13 protein-coding genes are annotated in these 14714 nt (G+C 68.2%); all 13 read right to left on the reverse strand.

Annotation, left to right across the window (positions count from 1 at the left end; all coding sequences use genetic code 11):
- Positions 1–55: 55 nt before the first annotated feature.
- Positions 56–1288, reverse strand: a complete 1233-nt coding sequence (gene ftsA / locus UU9_RS02925) for a cell division protein FtsA (RefSeq protein ID WP_007080224.1) — start codon at positions 1286–1288, stop codon at positions 56–58.
- Complete coding sequence (locus tag UU9_RS02930) at positions 1285–2034, reverse strand: cell division protein FtsQ/DivIB (RefSeq protein WP_007080225.1); 750 nt, start codon at positions 2032–2034, stop codon at positions 1285–1287. The genes ftsA and UU9_RS02930 overlap by 4 nt, the downstream gene beginning before the upstream one ends.
- Positions 2031–3047 (reverse strand): D-alanine--D-alanine ligase, encoded by a 1017-nt coding sequence (locus UU9_RS02935; protein WP_007080226.1) that lies wholly within the window; start codon positions 3045–3047, stop codon positions 2031–2033. The genes UU9_RS02930 and UU9_RS02935 overlap by 4 nt, the downstream gene beginning before the upstream one ends.
- A complete protein-coding gene (gene murC, locus UU9_RS02940; protein WP_007080227.1) occupies positions 3044–4483 on the reverse strand; it encodes a UDP-N-acetylmuramate--L-alanine ligase in 1440 nt (479 codons plus the stop codon). The genes UU9_RS02935 and murC overlap by 4 nt, the downstream gene beginning before the upstream one ends.
- Positions 4480–5541: an undecaprenyldiphospho-muramoylpentapeptide beta-N-acetylglucosaminyltransferase gene (murG, locus tag UU9_RS02945; protein ID WP_040670116.1), complete on the reverse strand. Its 1062-nt coding sequence runs from the start codon at positions 5539–5541 to the stop codon at positions 4480–4482. Before murG ends, murC begins: the two co-directional genes overlap by 4 nt.
- 107 nt (positions 5542–5648) lie before the next feature.
- On the reverse strand, positions 5649–6881 hold the full coding sequence (gene ftsW, locus UU9_RS02950) for a putative lipid II flippase FtsW (RefSeq protein WP_007080229.1): 1233 nt from the start codon (positions 6879–6881) through the stop codon (positions 5649–5651).
- A gap of 126 nt (positions 6882–7007) precedes the next feature.
- Positions 7008–8108 (reverse strand): phospho-N-acetylmuramoyl-pentapeptide-transferase, encoded by a 1101-nt coding sequence (gene mraY / locus UU9_RS02955; RefSeq protein WP_007080230.1) that lies wholly within the window; start codon positions 8106–8108, stop codon positions 7008–7010.
- Positions 8098–9480 carry a UDP-N-acetylmuramoyl-tripeptide--D-alanyl-D-alanine ligase gene (locus tag UU9_RS02960; protein WP_007080231.1) on the reverse strand — a complete coding sequence of 461 codons (1383 nt, stop codon included), beginning with the start codon at positions 9478–9480 and terminating at the stop codon, positions 8098–8100. The genes mraY and UU9_RS02960 overlap by 11 nt, the downstream gene beginning before the upstream one ends.
- The gene (locus UU9_RS02965; RefSeq protein ID WP_007080232.1) at positions 9477–10988 is read right to left on the reverse strand and encodes a UDP-N-acetylmuramoyl-L-alanyl-D-glutamate--2,6-diaminopimelate ligase; all 1512 of its coding nucleotides are present in this window, start codon (positions 10986–10988) and stop codon (positions 9477–9479) included. The genes UU9_RS02960 and UU9_RS02965 overlap by 4 nt, the downstream gene beginning before the upstream one ends.
- Positions 10985–12796, reverse strand: a complete 1812-nt coding sequence (locus UU9_RS02970) for a peptidoglycan D,D-transpeptidase FtsI family protein (RefSeq protein WP_007080233.1) — start codon at positions 12794–12796, stop codon at positions 10985–10987. Before UU9_RS02970 ends, UU9_RS02965 begins: the two co-directional genes overlap by 4 nt.
- On the reverse strand, positions 12796–13065 hold the full coding sequence (gene ftsL / locus UU9_RS02975) for a cell division protein FtsL (RefSeq protein WP_007080234.1): 270 nt from the start codon (positions 13063–13065) through the stop codon (positions 12796–12798). The genes UU9_RS02970 and ftsL overlap by 1 nt, the downstream gene beginning before the upstream one ends.
- On the reverse strand, positions 13062–14000 hold the full coding sequence (rsmH, locus tag UU9_RS02980) for a 16S rRNA (cytosine(1402)-N(4))-methyltransferase RsmH (RefSeq protein ID WP_007080235.1): 939 nt from the start codon (positions 13998–14000) through the stop codon (positions 13062–13064). Before rsmH ends, ftsL begins: the two co-directional genes overlap by 4 nt.
- A gap of 42 nt (positions 14001–14042) precedes the next feature.
- Positions 14043–14489: a division/cell wall cluster transcriptional repressor MraZ gene (mraZ, locus tag UU9_RS02985; protein ID WP_007080236.1), complete on the reverse strand. Its 447-nt coding sequence runs from the start codon at positions 14487–14489 to the stop codon at positions 14043–14045.
- Positions 14490–14714 lie beyond the last annotated feature (225 nt).

Genomic DNA, 14714 nt, shown 5'->3' on the forward strand with positions numbered 1-14714 from the left:
CGTCTCGCGGTGGGTGGGTGAATCCGTCACCCGCGGTGGCGCGTCCCGCGCCCCCTCAGAAATTCCTGGTGAACCAGTTGCGCCATTTGCCGACCAGGCCGCCCACGCTGCCGCCCATCGGGTGACTGACGCGGGCCCCGCCGGCGCGCGAGCCGTGCAGCAGCAGGCCCACGCCGGTGGCGTGCAGCGGGCTGGAGACGACTTCGCCCAGGCCGCTGATTTCCTGCGGCACGCCGATGCGCACCATCATGTGGAAGATCTCCTCGGCCAGTTCCAGCGCGCCTTCCATCTTCGAGGCGCCGCCGGTCAGCACCACGCCGGCGGCCACCAGGTTCTCGTAGCCGGAGCGGCGCAGCTGGTCCTGCACCATCTCGAAGATTTCCTCGTAGCGGGCCTGCACGCTCTGCGCCAGGGATTGCCGCGCCAGCCGGCGCGGCGGACGGTCGCCCACGCTGGGCACCTGGATGGTTTCGTCGGCGTGCGCCAGGCCGGCCAGCGCGCAGGCGTACTTGATCTTGATTTCCTCGGCGTGCGCGGTCGGCGTGTGCACGCCCTGGGCGATGTCGCCGGTGACGTTGTCGCCGCCCACCGGCAATGAGGCGGTGAAGCGGATCGAGCCGTGGGTGTAGATGGCGATGTCGGTGGTACCCGCGCCGATATCGACCAGGCACACGCCCAACTCGCGCTCGTCGTCGGTGAGCACGGATTTGGCGCTGGCCAGCGCCGAGGGCACCAGCTCGTCCACCGACAGCCCGCAGCGCTGGATGCACTTGGTGATGTTCTGCACCGCGGCGGCCGCGCCGGTGACCAGGTGCACGTTCGCCTCCAGCCGCACGCCGCTCATGCCCACCGGCGAGCGGATGCCGTCCTGGCCGTCGATGCGGTATTCCTGCGACTCCTTGTAGAGCACCTTGCGGTCGGCGGGGATCGCCACCGCACTGGCCGCTTCCAGCACCTGCTCCAGGTCGCCCACGGTCACCTCGCGGTCGCGGATGGCCGCGTTGCCGTGCGAGTTGCGGGTTTCCAGGTGGCTGCCGGAGATGGAGGCGTAGACCGAGCGGATATCGCAGCCGGCCATCAGCTCGGCCTCCTCCACCGCGCGCTGGATCGAGTGCACGGTGGATTCGATGTCGACCACCGACCCGCGCTTCATGCCGCGCGACACGTGGGTGCCGATGCCGATCACGGTGATCGGCTCGCCGATTTCGTATTCGCCGACGATCGCCACCACTTTCGAGGTGCCGATATCGAGCCCGACGACGAGTTGCTTGTCGTTGCGTGGTTTCATGAGGAAATGTTCATGGTGGGGGGCGAACCTCCAGCGTTGGCGGGGGCCGCTTGCGGCCAGCGCACGGCGAATCCATTGGTGTAACGAAGATCGGCGTAGGCAAACGGCTCGGTATGGCCGGCCATCAGTTGCGGGTAGACATCGAGGAAACGGCGCAAGCGGCGGCCAGCCTGTTCGCGGTCGCCGATCACGATGCGCGCGCCGGCGGCGGTGCTTACGCTCCAGCTGCCGCGCTCGCTCAACGCCACGCCGTTGATGCGCAGCCCGCTGCCGGCGAAGGCTTTCTGGGTTTGCGCGTAGAAGCTGACCACTTCGGCCAGCCGATCGTCCGGGCCTTGCAGATGCGGCAACGCGACGAGGTCACCCGCACCGGGCGCATCGAACACCAGGCCCTGGCGGCTGATCAGCCGCTTGTCGTTCCAGCGCGCGAACGGCTGGCGCTCGTAGATGCGCAGCGACAAGGTATCGGGCCAGCGCTTGCGCGCTTCCACCGACTCCACCCACGGCAGCGCGGCGACGGCCTTCTGCACGTTGTCCAGGTTCAGCGCGAAAAACCCGCGGCCGATGCCAGGCAATACCGCGGCGCGCACTTCCGCCGGCGTCACGTGCTTGAACTCCGCCTGCACGGTCAAATGGTTCACCGGCCACCGCGCGGCCGCAAACCAGCCGCGCAACACGCCCACGATGGGCAGCGCCACCAGGGCGATGGCCAGGCACCAGGCGATCAGGCGGACGGAGCTTTTCACTGGGCGCCTCCGTTGGAGTCGCGGGATTTGGGATTCGGGATTCGGGATTCGGAAGAGCCGGCGGCGTGGGGTCCGAAGCTCGTTTCCAGCACGCGCCAGCACAATTCCTGGTAATCGATACCGGCGGCGGCGGCGGCTTTGGGTACCAGCGAGTGGGAGGTCATGCCGGGGGCGGTGTTCACTTCCAGCAGCCAGTTGCGGCCCTGGCGATCGCGCATCACGTCGACGCGGCCCCAGCCGTTGCAGCCCAGCGCATCGAAGGCCTGCAACGCCAGCGCGCGCAGCGACGCTTCGGCCTCGCCTTCCAGGCCCGGGCACAGGTACTGGGTGTCTTCGGCCACGTACTTGGCGTTGAAATCGTAGAACTGCGCCTTCGGCACGATGTGGATGCTGGGCAGCACGTCGCGACCCAGGATGCTGACGGTCAGCTCGGCGCCTTCGATCAGTGTTTCCATCAACAGATCGCCGGGATACTGCGTCGCCAACTGCACCGCCTGATCCAGCTGCGAGGCATCGAACACGCGGCTCACGCCCACGCTGGAACCCTCGCAGGCCGGCTTCACGATCAGCGGAAAGCCGATCGCCTGCGCCGCGGCCTGCACGTCGGCGCCGCGCGGCAGCGGCATGAACGCCGGCGTGGGCAGGCCCTGCGACTGCCACACCCGCTTCGAGCGTGTCTTGTCCATCGACAACGCGGAACCCAGCACGCCCGAGCCGGTGTACGGCACGTTCGAGGCTTCCAGTGCGCCCTGCAGCACGCCGTCCTCACCGCCGCCGTGCTGGCCGTGCAGGATGTTGAACACGCGGGCGAACCGGCCGACCCGCAGCGCGTCCAGCAAGGCGGGAATGCCGTCGACGGCATGCGCATCGACGCCGCGCGCCTGCAGCGCAGCCAGTACGTTGCGGCCGGAATCCAGCGACACGCTGCGCTCGGTGGAGCTGCCGCCCATCACCACGGCCACGCGGCCGAAGTCGGCGGGGTTGTCGATGCGATGGCGTTGCGTGGCGCTCATTTGCGTGTCCTCAGCTCACCGGCCCGCCCCAGCTCGACCGCCACCGCGCCGATATCGCCGGCGCCCATAAGCAGCAGCAGGTCGCCATCGCGCAGCAGCGCCGGCAAGGTGTCGGCGAACTCGCGCGGGTGATCGACCAGCACTGGATCGACCTTTCCGCGCGCACGTACCGCACGCGCCAGCGCACGGCCATCCGCACCGGCGATCGGTGCTTCGCCGGCGGCGTAGACATCGGTCAGCACCAGCACGTCGACCTCGGCCAGCACGTTGGCGAAATCGTCCAGCAGGTCGCGCGTACGGCTGTAGCGATGCGGCTGGAAACCCACCACCAGCCGCCGCTCGGGCCAGCCGCCGCGCACCGCGGCGAACACCGCCGCCAGTTCGCTGGGGTGATGGCCGTAATCGTCCACCAGCAGGACCGAACCCTGATCGAGCGCGATCTCGCCACGCCGATGGAAGCGCCGGCCCACACCCTGGAACTTGCTCAGCGCGTGCGCGATGGCTTCCGCCTCGACCCCCAACTGCCAGCCGATCGCCGCCGCCGCCAACGCGTTCAGCACGTTGTGGCGCCCGGGCAGGTTCAGCATCACCGGCAAGGCTTCGTCGCGACCCGGCAGGTGCAGGTTGAAATGCATCTCGAAGCCACTCTGGCGCAGCGCGCTGGCGCGCACGTCGGCGTCCTGCGATTCGATGCCGTAGGTCATCACCCGGCGGGTGGTGCGGCCGGCCAGCTCGCGCACTTCGGCGTCGTCCACGCACAGCACGGCCAACCCGTAGAACGGCAGCCGATGCAGAAAATCGGCAAACGCCTTCTTCACCAGGGCGAAATCGCCGCCGTAGTTTTCCAGGTGGTCGGCGTCGATATTGGTGACCGCCGCGATGATCGGCGACAGCAGCAGGAACGAGCCATCGGACTCGTCGGCCTCGGCCACCAGGTACTGGCCAGTGCCCAGCCGCGCGTTGGCGCCGGCCGCGTTCAACTGGCCGCCGATCACGAAGGTGGGATCGTAGCCGGCCTCGGCCAGCACGCTGGCGGTGAGGCTGGTGGTGGTGGTCTTGCCGTGGGTGCCGGCGATGGCCACGCCACGGCGGAAACGCATCAGCTCGCCCAGCATTTCCGCGCGCGGCACCAGCGGGATGCGCGCCTCGCGGGCGGCCAGCAATTCGGGGTTGTCCTGCGGGATCGCGCTGGAAGTGACCACCACGTCGGCGTCACCGAGGTTGCTCGCCGCATGACCGATGTGCACCGTGATGCCCATGCCTTGCAGCCGCAGCGCGGTAGGCGACGGGTTGCGATCGGAGCCGGACACGGCGTAGCCCAGGTTGTGCAGCACCTCGGCAATGCCGCTCATGCCCACACCACCGATGCCGATGAAGTGCACCCGGCGGAAGGTGCTCATCAAATCCTCGTTGGCGGAGAGCCGGCGCGGGGTCATGCCGCCACCTCCAGGCAGGCGCGGGCGATGGCCGCGGCCGCGTCGGGTTTGGCCAGCGTGCGGGCGGATTCGGCCATCGCCAGCAAGCGGCTGCGGTCGCCAAGTAGCGCAGCGAGCTGCTGCGCCAGAAGTTCTACGTTCAAGCTGTTCCCTTTCAGATCGGATTCCGGCAGCAACACGGCGGCGCCGGCCTGCACCAGTACGTCGGCATTGCGGGTCTGGTGGTCGTCCACCGCGTGCGGAAACGGCACCAGCACCGAACCCAGCCCGGCCGCCGACAGTTCGGCCAGAGTCAGCGCGCCGGCGCGGCAAACCGCCAGATCGGCCCAGGCGTAACTGGCCGCCATGTCTTCGATGAATGGCACCACCTGCGCGCGGATGCCGGCCTCGGCATAGGCCGCATTGGTCTCGTCGATGCCGCGCGCGCCACATTGGTGCAGCACGTCGGGCCGCTGCGACGGGTCGAGTCGGGCCAGCGCCTGCGGCAGCGCCAGGTTCAATGCCCGCGCGCCCAGGCTGCCGCCCAGCACCAGCAACCGCGGCGCATCCCGGTGCTGCGCCATGCGCGCGGCGGGCGGCGGCAGTTGGGCGATCGCCTGGCGCACCGGGTTGCCCACCCATTCGGCCTGCGGCAGCGCATCGGCAAAACCGGTCAGCACGCGGCGAGCCATGCTGGCCAGTTTGCGATTGGTGAAGCCGGCCACGCGGTTCTGTTCGTGCACCAGCAACGGCCGCCGCAACAGCCACGCCGCCAAACCTCCGGGACCGGCCACGTAGCCGCCCATCGACAACACGCTGCGCGGCTGGATCCGCCGCAGCAACGCCAGCGAAGCGAACAAGGCCTGCAGCAGCATCGCCGGCGCCAGCAGGCGGGCCTTCCAGCCCTTGCCGCGCAGCCCGCGTACCGCCACCGTGTGCAGCGGGATGTTGTGGGCAGGAACCACACGGGTTTCCATACCGCCGGCTGCCCCCAGCCACATCACCGGCACGCCCTGCCCACGCAGCGTTTCCGCCACGGCCAGGCCCGGAAAAATGTGGCCGCCGGTGCCGCCGGCCATGATCAGCACGGGACGGGAATCGGGAATGGGGAATGGGGAATCGGTAAAAGCCGGGCGCGGCGCGTCTTGGCCATTCCCGATTCCCGATTGCCGATTCCCGTAGATACTCATGCCGCCACCTGCTCGCGCGGAACCGCCGCGGCATTCGCATCGACGGCGGTCACCGCCGCCGGCATCCGGGTGGCCATGTGCCGAGCATCCAGCGCGCGGTTGATCTCGAACGTGGCGCGCAGCAGTACGCCGGCCATGGCGCAGGTCAGCACCATCGAGGAGCCGCCGTAGCTGATCAGCGGCAAGGTCAGGCCCTTGGTCGGCAACGCGCCGAGGTTCACGCCCACCGACACGATCGCCTGCATCGCCAGCATCAGCGAGGTGCCGAACGCCACGTAGCCGGCGAAGCGCTGGCCGACTTCCACGCCCTTGAGGCCCAGATAAAGTCCACGCCCCACCGCCAATGCAAACAGGCCGATCACCAGCGCCACGCCGGCCAGGCCCAGCTCCTCGCCGATCACCGCGAAGATGAAATCGGTATGCGCCTCGGGCAGGTACGACAGCTTCAGCACGCTGGAACCCAGGCCCACGCCGGTCCACTCGCCGCGACCGATCGCCATCAGCGACTGGGTCAGCTGGAAGCCGTCGTTGAACGGGTCCTTCCACGGATCCATGAACGAGGTCAGGCGCTTCATGCGGTAGCTCTCGCCAGTGGCCGCGATGTACAGCAGCGGCATCAGCGGCAGCCCCATCAGGAACAGGAAGATCGGCCGCGCGCCGCCCAGCCAGACCATCGCGATGGTCACCGCGATCACCAGCGTGGCCGAGCCGAAATCCGGTTGCGCCAGCAGCAGCAGCACGATCAGCCCCGCCACCACCACCGGCTTGAACAGGCCCAGGAAGCGCGTTTCCACATTCTCGCGGTGACGCACCAGATAGCTGGCGATGTACACCACCAGGATCAGCTTCACCGCTTCCACCGGCTGGAACGTGGTCACCAGCAGGTTCAGCCAGCGCCGCGCGCCATTGATGCGCATGCCCAGGTGCGGCACGAACACCGCCAGCAGCAAGACGAACGCCAGCGCCAGCAGCGGAAACGCGAATTTCTCCAGCAGCTTCATCTCGGTGCGCATGGCCACGCCCGCCGCCAGCAGCCCCAGACTGAGAAACACCAGATGCCGCTTCAGGTAATAGAACGCCCCCAGGTGCTGGCTGTCGGCCACCGAGATCGAACTGGACGCCACCATCACCACGCCGATGCTGGCCAGCGCAACCAGCGCAATCAGCAACAGCAGATCGAAGCTGCCGCGCGGGCCGTGTCGCCGTTTTGCCTGGGTGGTGTCAAACATGGGCCTGCTCCGCAAGCCGGGAATGGGGAATAGGGAATGGGGAATAGGTACAAGCACGCACGACACTACGCACCGGCGCGCACGTGCCGTTCCGATTCCCCATTCCCGATTCCCTATTCCCGGCCATCACCGCACCTTCAACGTGGCAAGGCCGATCAGCACCAGCACTACCGAGATGATCCAGAAGCGCACGATCACCCGCGGCTCCGGCCAGCCTTTCAGTTCGAAGTGGTGATGGATCGGTGCCATGCGGAAGATGCGCTTGCCGGTGAGCTTGAAGCTGGCCACCTGCAACATCACCGACACCGTTTCCATCACGAACACGCCGCCCATCACCAGCAGCACGATTTCCTGGCGCACGATCACCGCCACGCAACCCAGCGCCGCGCCCATCGCCAGCGCGCCCACGTCGCCCATGAACACCTGCGCGGGGTACGTGTTGAACCACAGGAAGCCCAGCCCCGCGCCCGACAGCGCGCCGGTGAAGATCGCCAGCTCGCCTGCGCCGGGGATGGACGGAATGCCCAGGTATTCGGAGAACACCTTGTTGCCGGCCAGGTAGGCGAACACGCCCAGCGCGCCGGACACCAGCACCGTCGGCATCACGGCCAGGCCATCCAGGCCGTCGGTGAGGTTCACCGCGTTGGAGAAGCCCACCATCATGAAATACGCCACCACCACGAAGAACAGCCCCATCGGCAGCACCACGTGCTTGAACAGCGGCACGTACAACGCGGTCTCCGCCACCGGCAGCGCGCCGGTCGCGTGGGGTGCGGTGTAGTACAGGAACAGCGCGGCGCCGAGGCCGAAGACGGACTGCCAGAAATACTTCCAGCGGCTGGCCAGCCCGCGGCTGTCCTTCAGCACCAGCTTGCGGTAGTCGTCGTAGAACCCGATCACGCCGAAGGTCAGCATCACCGCCAGCACCACCCACACGTAGCGGTTGCGCAGGTCGGCCCACAGCAGCGTGGCGACGCTCACCGACAGCAGGATCATCACCCCGCCCATGGTCGGCGTGCCGGCCTTGACCAGGTGCGTCTGCGGACCGTCGCTGCGCACCACCTGGCCGGCCTTCAGCGCGCTCAGCTTGCGGATCAACGCCGGACCCAGCAGCAGCGACACCGCCAGCGCGGTGAGCGCGGCCATGATCGTGCGGAAGGTGATGTACTGGAAAAGATGCGGCGCCACGAAGTGGCGCGACATCCATTCGGCCAATTCATACAACATCGGACGTGCCCTCCTGCGCCGGGCCGGGTGCGCCCGGAGGCTGCCCCAGCGCCACCACCACCTGTTCCATGCCGGCCGAGCGCGAACCCTTCACCAGACAGGTGACGCCCGGATGCAATTGCGAGCGCAGCGCCGCGATCAGCGCGGGCTTGTCGATGAAATGCGTCGCACCGTCGCCGAACGCCTCGACCGTGGCCGCGCCCAGCGGGCCGACCGCGAACAGCCGCTCCACGCCGCGCTCGCGCGCACGTTGCCCGACCGAGGCGTGCAGGGCGCGCGCATCGGCGCCCAGTTCCGCCATGTCGCCCAGCACCAGCCAGCGCTCGCCCCCGGCCAGCAGCAGCGTGTCGATCGCTGCCCGCATCGAGCTGGGGTTGGCGTTGTAGCTGTCGTCGATCACGGTCCAGCCGCCGGACGTCAGCTCGCGGCGAAGCCGGCCGGGCACGCCCTCGGCCGTCTGCAGCCCCGCCACGATGGTGGCCAGCGGCACCTCCAGCGCCAGCGCGATGGCACTGGCGGCCAGCGCATTGGCGATGTTGTGGCGACCGGGCAGCGGCAGCGAAACCTCGGCCTCGCCAGCCGGCGTCTGCAGCACGAAACGCGACCCGTCCGGGCGCTGCTCCAGGATCCGGGCGCTCACGTCGGCCGCATGATCCAGCCCGAAATGCAGCAGCTTGCGACCACCGGCCAGGCCGTCGAAGAAGCTGGCGAAGGCATCGTCGGCATTGACGATCGCCACGCCATCGGCGGGCAGGGCCTGATACAGCGCGCCCTTGGTTTCGGCCACGCCTTCGATGCTGCCCATGCGCTCCAGATGCGCCGGCGCGATCAGGTTGACCACGCCGACATCGGGCCGCGCGATGGCCGCCAGGTAGGCGATGTCGCCCGGCTTGCCGGCGCCCATTTCCAGCACGGCGAACTGGGTGTCGAGCGGCATCGCCAGCAGGCTCAGCGGCAGCCCCAGTTCGTTGTTGTAATTACCCGCGCTGACATGAGTGCGGCCATGCCGTGACAGGATCGAGGCGGTCAGCGTCTTGACGGTGGTCTTGCCGTTGGAACCGGTGATACCCACCACCCGCACGTCGCGCTGCGCCCGCACGGCACTGGCCAGGTCGCCCAGGGCCAGTGCGCTGTCGTCGACCACGATTTGCGGCAGATCATGCTCCAGCTTGTGCGTCACCATGGCGGCCACGGCGCCGCGGGCGGCTGCGTCGGCCAGGTAGTCATGGCCATCGACGCGATCGCCCTTGATCGCCACAAACAGGTCGCCGGGCTTCACCCGGCGCGTGTCGATGACCACGCCGGTGACTTTGGCATCGGCGCCGTGCAGGCGGCCGTGGGTCCACATGGCGATGGTGCTCGCGGACATCATGCGTGCGGCTCCCGGCGTTCCAGCGCGGCTCGCGCCACGGCCATGTCGTCGAAGGGATGCTTGCCGCTGGCGTCTTCCTGGTAGGGCTCGTGGCCCTTGCCGGCGATCAGCACCACGTCGCCGGCGTGCGCGTCGCGCAGCGCGAGAGCGATGGCCGCGGCCCGGTCGCGTTCGATCGTCGTGCCCTCAGGCATGCCGGCCACGATCTGCGCCACGATGGCGTCGCCGTTTTCGCCGCGCGGGTTGTCGTCGGTGACGATGGCCACGTCGGCCAGCCGTGCCGCGATCTCGCCCATCAGCGGACGCTTGCCGGCATCGCGCTCGCCGCCGCAGCCGAACACGCAGATCAGGCGGCCGGCGCAATGCGCGCGCAGCGCGGTCAACGCCTGCTCCAGCGCGTCGGGAGTGTGCGAATAATCCACCACCACCAGCGGCAGATCGCCCTGCCCGCCGAGGCGGCTCATGCGGCCGGGCACCGGCTGCAGGTTTTCGAGTGCAGCGACGATGCGCTCGAACGGCTCACCCAGCGCACCGAGGCAACCGGCCACCGTGAGCAGGTTCGCCACGTTGAAACGGCCCAGCAGCGGACTCTTGACGGGCGCGGCACCCCACGGCGTGCGCAGCTCGAAACTGAGCCCGTTGGACGAGGTGACGATGGCGCTGGCGGCGACATCGGCGTCCGCATTGTCGGCCATGCTGGTACGCAGCGGCTGCACGGCGCCATCAAGCCGCGCCAGCAGTTCGGGACCGAACGCATCGTCGAGATTGATCACGGCGGCGCGCAGGCTGGGCCACGCAAACAACAAGGCCTTGGCCGCGCCGTACGACGCCATGTCGCCGTGGTAGTCCAGATGGTCGCGGGTCAGGTTGGTGAAGGCGGCCACGTCGAAATCCACCGCGGCCACGCGATGCTGCGCCAGCGCGTGCGAGGACACTTCCATCGCCACATGGCTTACGCCCGCGTCGCGGAATTCCGCCAGCAGCCGATGCACGGCCACCGCATCGGGCGTGGTGCGCTCGCCCTCGTGCAATTGCCCGTGCACGCCGGCGCCGAGCGTGCCGATGGTGGCGCTGCGATGGCCGAGAAAACTCAGCGCCTGCGCCAGCATCTGCACGCACGACGTCTTGCCATTGGTACCGGTGACGCCCACCACGCGCATCGCTTCGCTGGCGCGCTCGTAGAAGCGCGCGGCGATCTCGCCGACCTGCGAGGCGAGGTTGTCGATCCACACCACCGGCACGCCTTCGATCACCTGCGAAGAGGTGCCGATGTCGGCCGGTACCGGTGCCTCGGCCAGCACCACCGAGGCGCCGCGCTGCGCGGCGACGGGGGCGAAGCGGATGCCATGCGTCTGCGTGCCGCGCAAGGCGACGAAGGCGTCGCCGCGCACGATCTGGCGCGAGTCGATGGCGAGCCCGGCGATCGAAAGCTCACGGGCGCCGGCTACTTGCGCCAGCGCCGCATCGCCAATGCCCAGCAGCAGGCGGTCGAGACGATGCACGGTCATGGCGCGCCCTCGTCGATGGGTGCGTCATCGATCGGCGCATCGACCGGTGGGTTGCTGCCGGCCAGGCCACCGGTGCCCTGCAGCGGGCCGCCCACATACCAGCGCCCCACATTATCCGGCGGCACATCCAGCAGCCGTAATGCGCCTTCCATCACCTTGGCGAACACCGGCGCGGACACCATGCCGCCGTAGTAGCTGCGCTTCTGCGGGTTGTCGATCACCACCACGCCGACCAGCCGCGGGTTCGACGCGGGCACGATGCCGGCGAACGCGGCGGTGTAGTTGCTCTTGGAGTAGCCGCCGGCGTTGGCCTTGTGCGCCGTGCCCGTCTTGCCCGCCACGCTGTAATTGGGGATGCGTGCCTGCGGCGCCGTGCTGCCCGGCCCTGTCACCGTCTCCATCATGCGCACCAGCTCGTGCGCCACTTTCGGCGAGATGATCTGCTTGGTGGGACCGTCGTTGTCCTTGATGAACGCGGGCGTGTGCATCAGCCCGCCGTCGGCGATGGTGGCGTAGGCGTTGGCCAGCTGCAGCACGGTCACGTTGAGCCCGTAGCCGTAACCGAGGATGGCCTTTTCCAACGGCCGCCAGTCACGGCCGATGCGCAGCAAGCCGGAGGCTTCGCCGGGAAAGCCGCTCTCGGTGCTGTTGCCGAAACCGAAGCCGCGATAGGTGTCGTACATCAACGTGGTATCCAGCGACATCGCGATGCGCGCCGCGCCCACGTTGCTGGATTTGGTGATGACGCCGGTGGGCGTCAACAAGCCATAGTTGTGCGTGTCGTGAATGTCGTGGCCCTGGAAATACCAGTGCCCACCGGTGGTGTCGATGATCGGCGTCGTGGGCGTGTACTGGCCGCTGGACAGCGCCGCCGCCATCAGGATCGGCTTGATCGTCGAACCGGGTTCGAGCAGGTCGGTCATCGCGCGGTTGCGCCGCTGGCCCGGCTTGCTGTCGTTGACCGCGTTGGGGTTGTAGGACGGCAGGTTGACCATCGCCAGCACTTCGCCGTTGCGCGCGTCGAGTACCACCATCGAGCCGGAGTCGGCCTCGAATTTCTCCAGCGCGTTCTTCAGCTCGTTGAAGGCGAGGAACTGGATGCGCCGGTCGATGCTCAGCGTGAGACTCTGCCCCGGCTTGGGCGCGCGCACCTGCTCCACGTCTTCCACCACGTGGCCCATGCGGTCGCGGATCACGCGCTTGGCGCCGGGCTTGCCCGAGAGCCAGTCGTCGTACGCCAGCTCCAGCCCTTCCTGGCCGTGATCGTCGATATTGGTGAAGCCGAGCACGTGCGCGGTCAGCTCGCCCGACGGGTAATAGCGCTTGAACTCGCGCTGGCCATTGATGCCCGGGATGCCCAGATCCAGCACGGCCTGCGCCGCTTCCGGTGCCATCTGCCGGCGCAGGTACACGAACTCGCGCTCGGAGCGCTGTGCCAGCTTGTTTTTCAGCTCGGCGGCATCGACGCCCAGCGCCCGCGCCAGCGCGGGAATGCGCTCTTCATTGGCCAGCACTTCCGGCGGATTGGCCCAGATCGAGGTGACCGGCGTGGATACCGCCAGCGGCGCGCCGTTGCGATCGAAAATGGTGCCGCGCGACACCGGGATCGGCATTTCGCGCAGGAAGCGGGCGTCGCCCTGACGCTGGTAGAACGCCTTGCGCACCACCTGCAGGTCGAACGCGCGCGCCACCAGCCCCAGCCCGCTGAGGCTCAGCAGGCCCACCACGATCAGCATGCGCTTGCGTGCGCTGGGGCCGGCCGCGTGGCGGCGGCCTTGCGGTGCGGCAATGTGATTGCGCCAGCCCATCAGCGCAGCAACCTGACATCTTGCGGACGCGGATCGACCATGCCGAGCTTCTCCCGCGCCTCGGCATTGATGCGGCTGGGGTCGGCCTTGGTCGCCTGCTCCAGCTCCAGCTTGCCGAACTCGATGTTCAGCTCGTCGCGCTGGTTTTGCAGCGCCGTGAGGCTGACGAACAGCACGCGGCTTTCGTGACGCGTCCACACCACGCCCAACGCGCTGGCCAGCACGGCAACCAGCAACAGCAGGGTGGCGATGGCGCCGACAGCCTTCATGCGCCTTCCTCCGCCAGCTTTTCGGCCACGCGCAGCACCGCCGAACGCGAACGCGGGTTGGCCGACAACTCTTCTGCCGAGGGGAACTGCGCCTTGCCCACCGCCGTCAGGCGTGCGGGCGCGGCCTGCACCGGCGGGCCGCGGCGGGAGTTCTGCACGCGACCGGACTGGTCGCGGATGAACTGCTTGACCGCGCGATCCTCCAGCGAATGGAAGCTGATCACCGACAGACGTCCGCCCGGATTGAGCCGCGACAGCGCGGCATCGAGCCCGTCGTGCAACGCATCAAGCTCGCCGTTGACGCGGATGCGCAGCGCCTGGAACGTGCGCGTGGCCGGATGCTTGCCCGGCTCGCGCCGACCCACCACGCGTTCGCACAACGCCGCCAGCTGGCCGGTGCGGGTGAACGGCGTGGCGTCGCGATCGGCCACGATGGCACGGGCGATGCGCCGGCCGTGGCGCTCCTCGCCGAAATTCCACAGCACATCCATGATCTCGCGCTCGCTGGCGTGGGCCAGGAATTCGGCCGCGCTTTCGCCGCAGCTGGTGTCCATGCGCATGTCCAGCGGGGCATCCGCCATGAAACTGAAACCGCGCGCGGCCTCGTCCAGCTGCGGCGAAGACACGCCCAGGTCGAGCAGCACGCCATCGAGCCCGGCGGCGGTTTCGTCCCACTCGGCCAGGCTGGAGAAGTTGGCGTGGCGGATGGACACGCGCGGATCGGCGGCGAACTCGGCCTGCGCCGCGGCGATCGCCTGCGGGTCACGATCCATCAACAGCAGCCGACCGTCGGGGCCCAGGCGCGACAGCACGGCGCGGGCGTGACCGCCGCGTCCAAAGGTTCCGTCGAGATAACGCCCGTCAGAACGCACGGACAGACCCTCCACCGCTTCGCCCAGCATCACCGGGATGTGCCGCAAAACTCGCTCGGCCATGCCGCACTCCCGCCCTCATCCCACGTGTGTTGCCGCGCCCGCTTACAGGCGCAGTTCGGCCATTTCGTCTGTGATGTCGTCCTCGCCGATCGTCTGGCGGGTTGTCTTGAGGTGCTCCTGTTCGCTCCACAACTCGAACTTGTCGCCCATGCCCAGCAGCACCGCCTTTTTCTCGATGCCGGTGGTGGTGCGCTGACTGGCGGGCAGCAGGATGCGTCCGGCGCCATCCGGTTCGACCACGGCCGCCGCACCCACCAGCTTGCGTTGCAGGTTGCGGTGCTGGGCCCGGACGCTGGGGAGCGCATTGACCGAGTCGCGCACGCGCTCCCATTCGGCATACGGGAACAGCCACAGGCAGCCTTCATCGAACGGGTTGTAGGTGATCACCAGACGGTTGCCACACTCGCCCGCCACCTGTTCCCGATACGCGGTCGGAATGGCCAGGCGGCCCTTGTCGTCGACGGTGATGGCGGTCTCGCCCTGGAACACGGTGTCAGAACTCCACTAAAACCCACGATTTCACACAGGAACCCACGATAGTCTCGCCCTATGAGACTGTCAAGGGAATTTCGCTTGTGAATCAAGGAGTAAAGGCAGAATGCTGACCGCACATGCAGGACTTTGTGAGCTATACCGGCAAGGTGGTTGAATGCAGGGAGTTTTCTTATCAGGAGTCGCCACCCCTTTCGGGCCGAATCGGCGCCGTTGCGGGGT

It is taken from the genome of Rhodanobacter fulvus Jip2, from assembly GCF_000264315.1.
Lineage (GTDB): Bacteria > Pseudomonadota > Gammaproteobacteria > Xanthomonadales > Rhodanobacteraceae > Rhodanobacter > Rhodanobacter fulvus.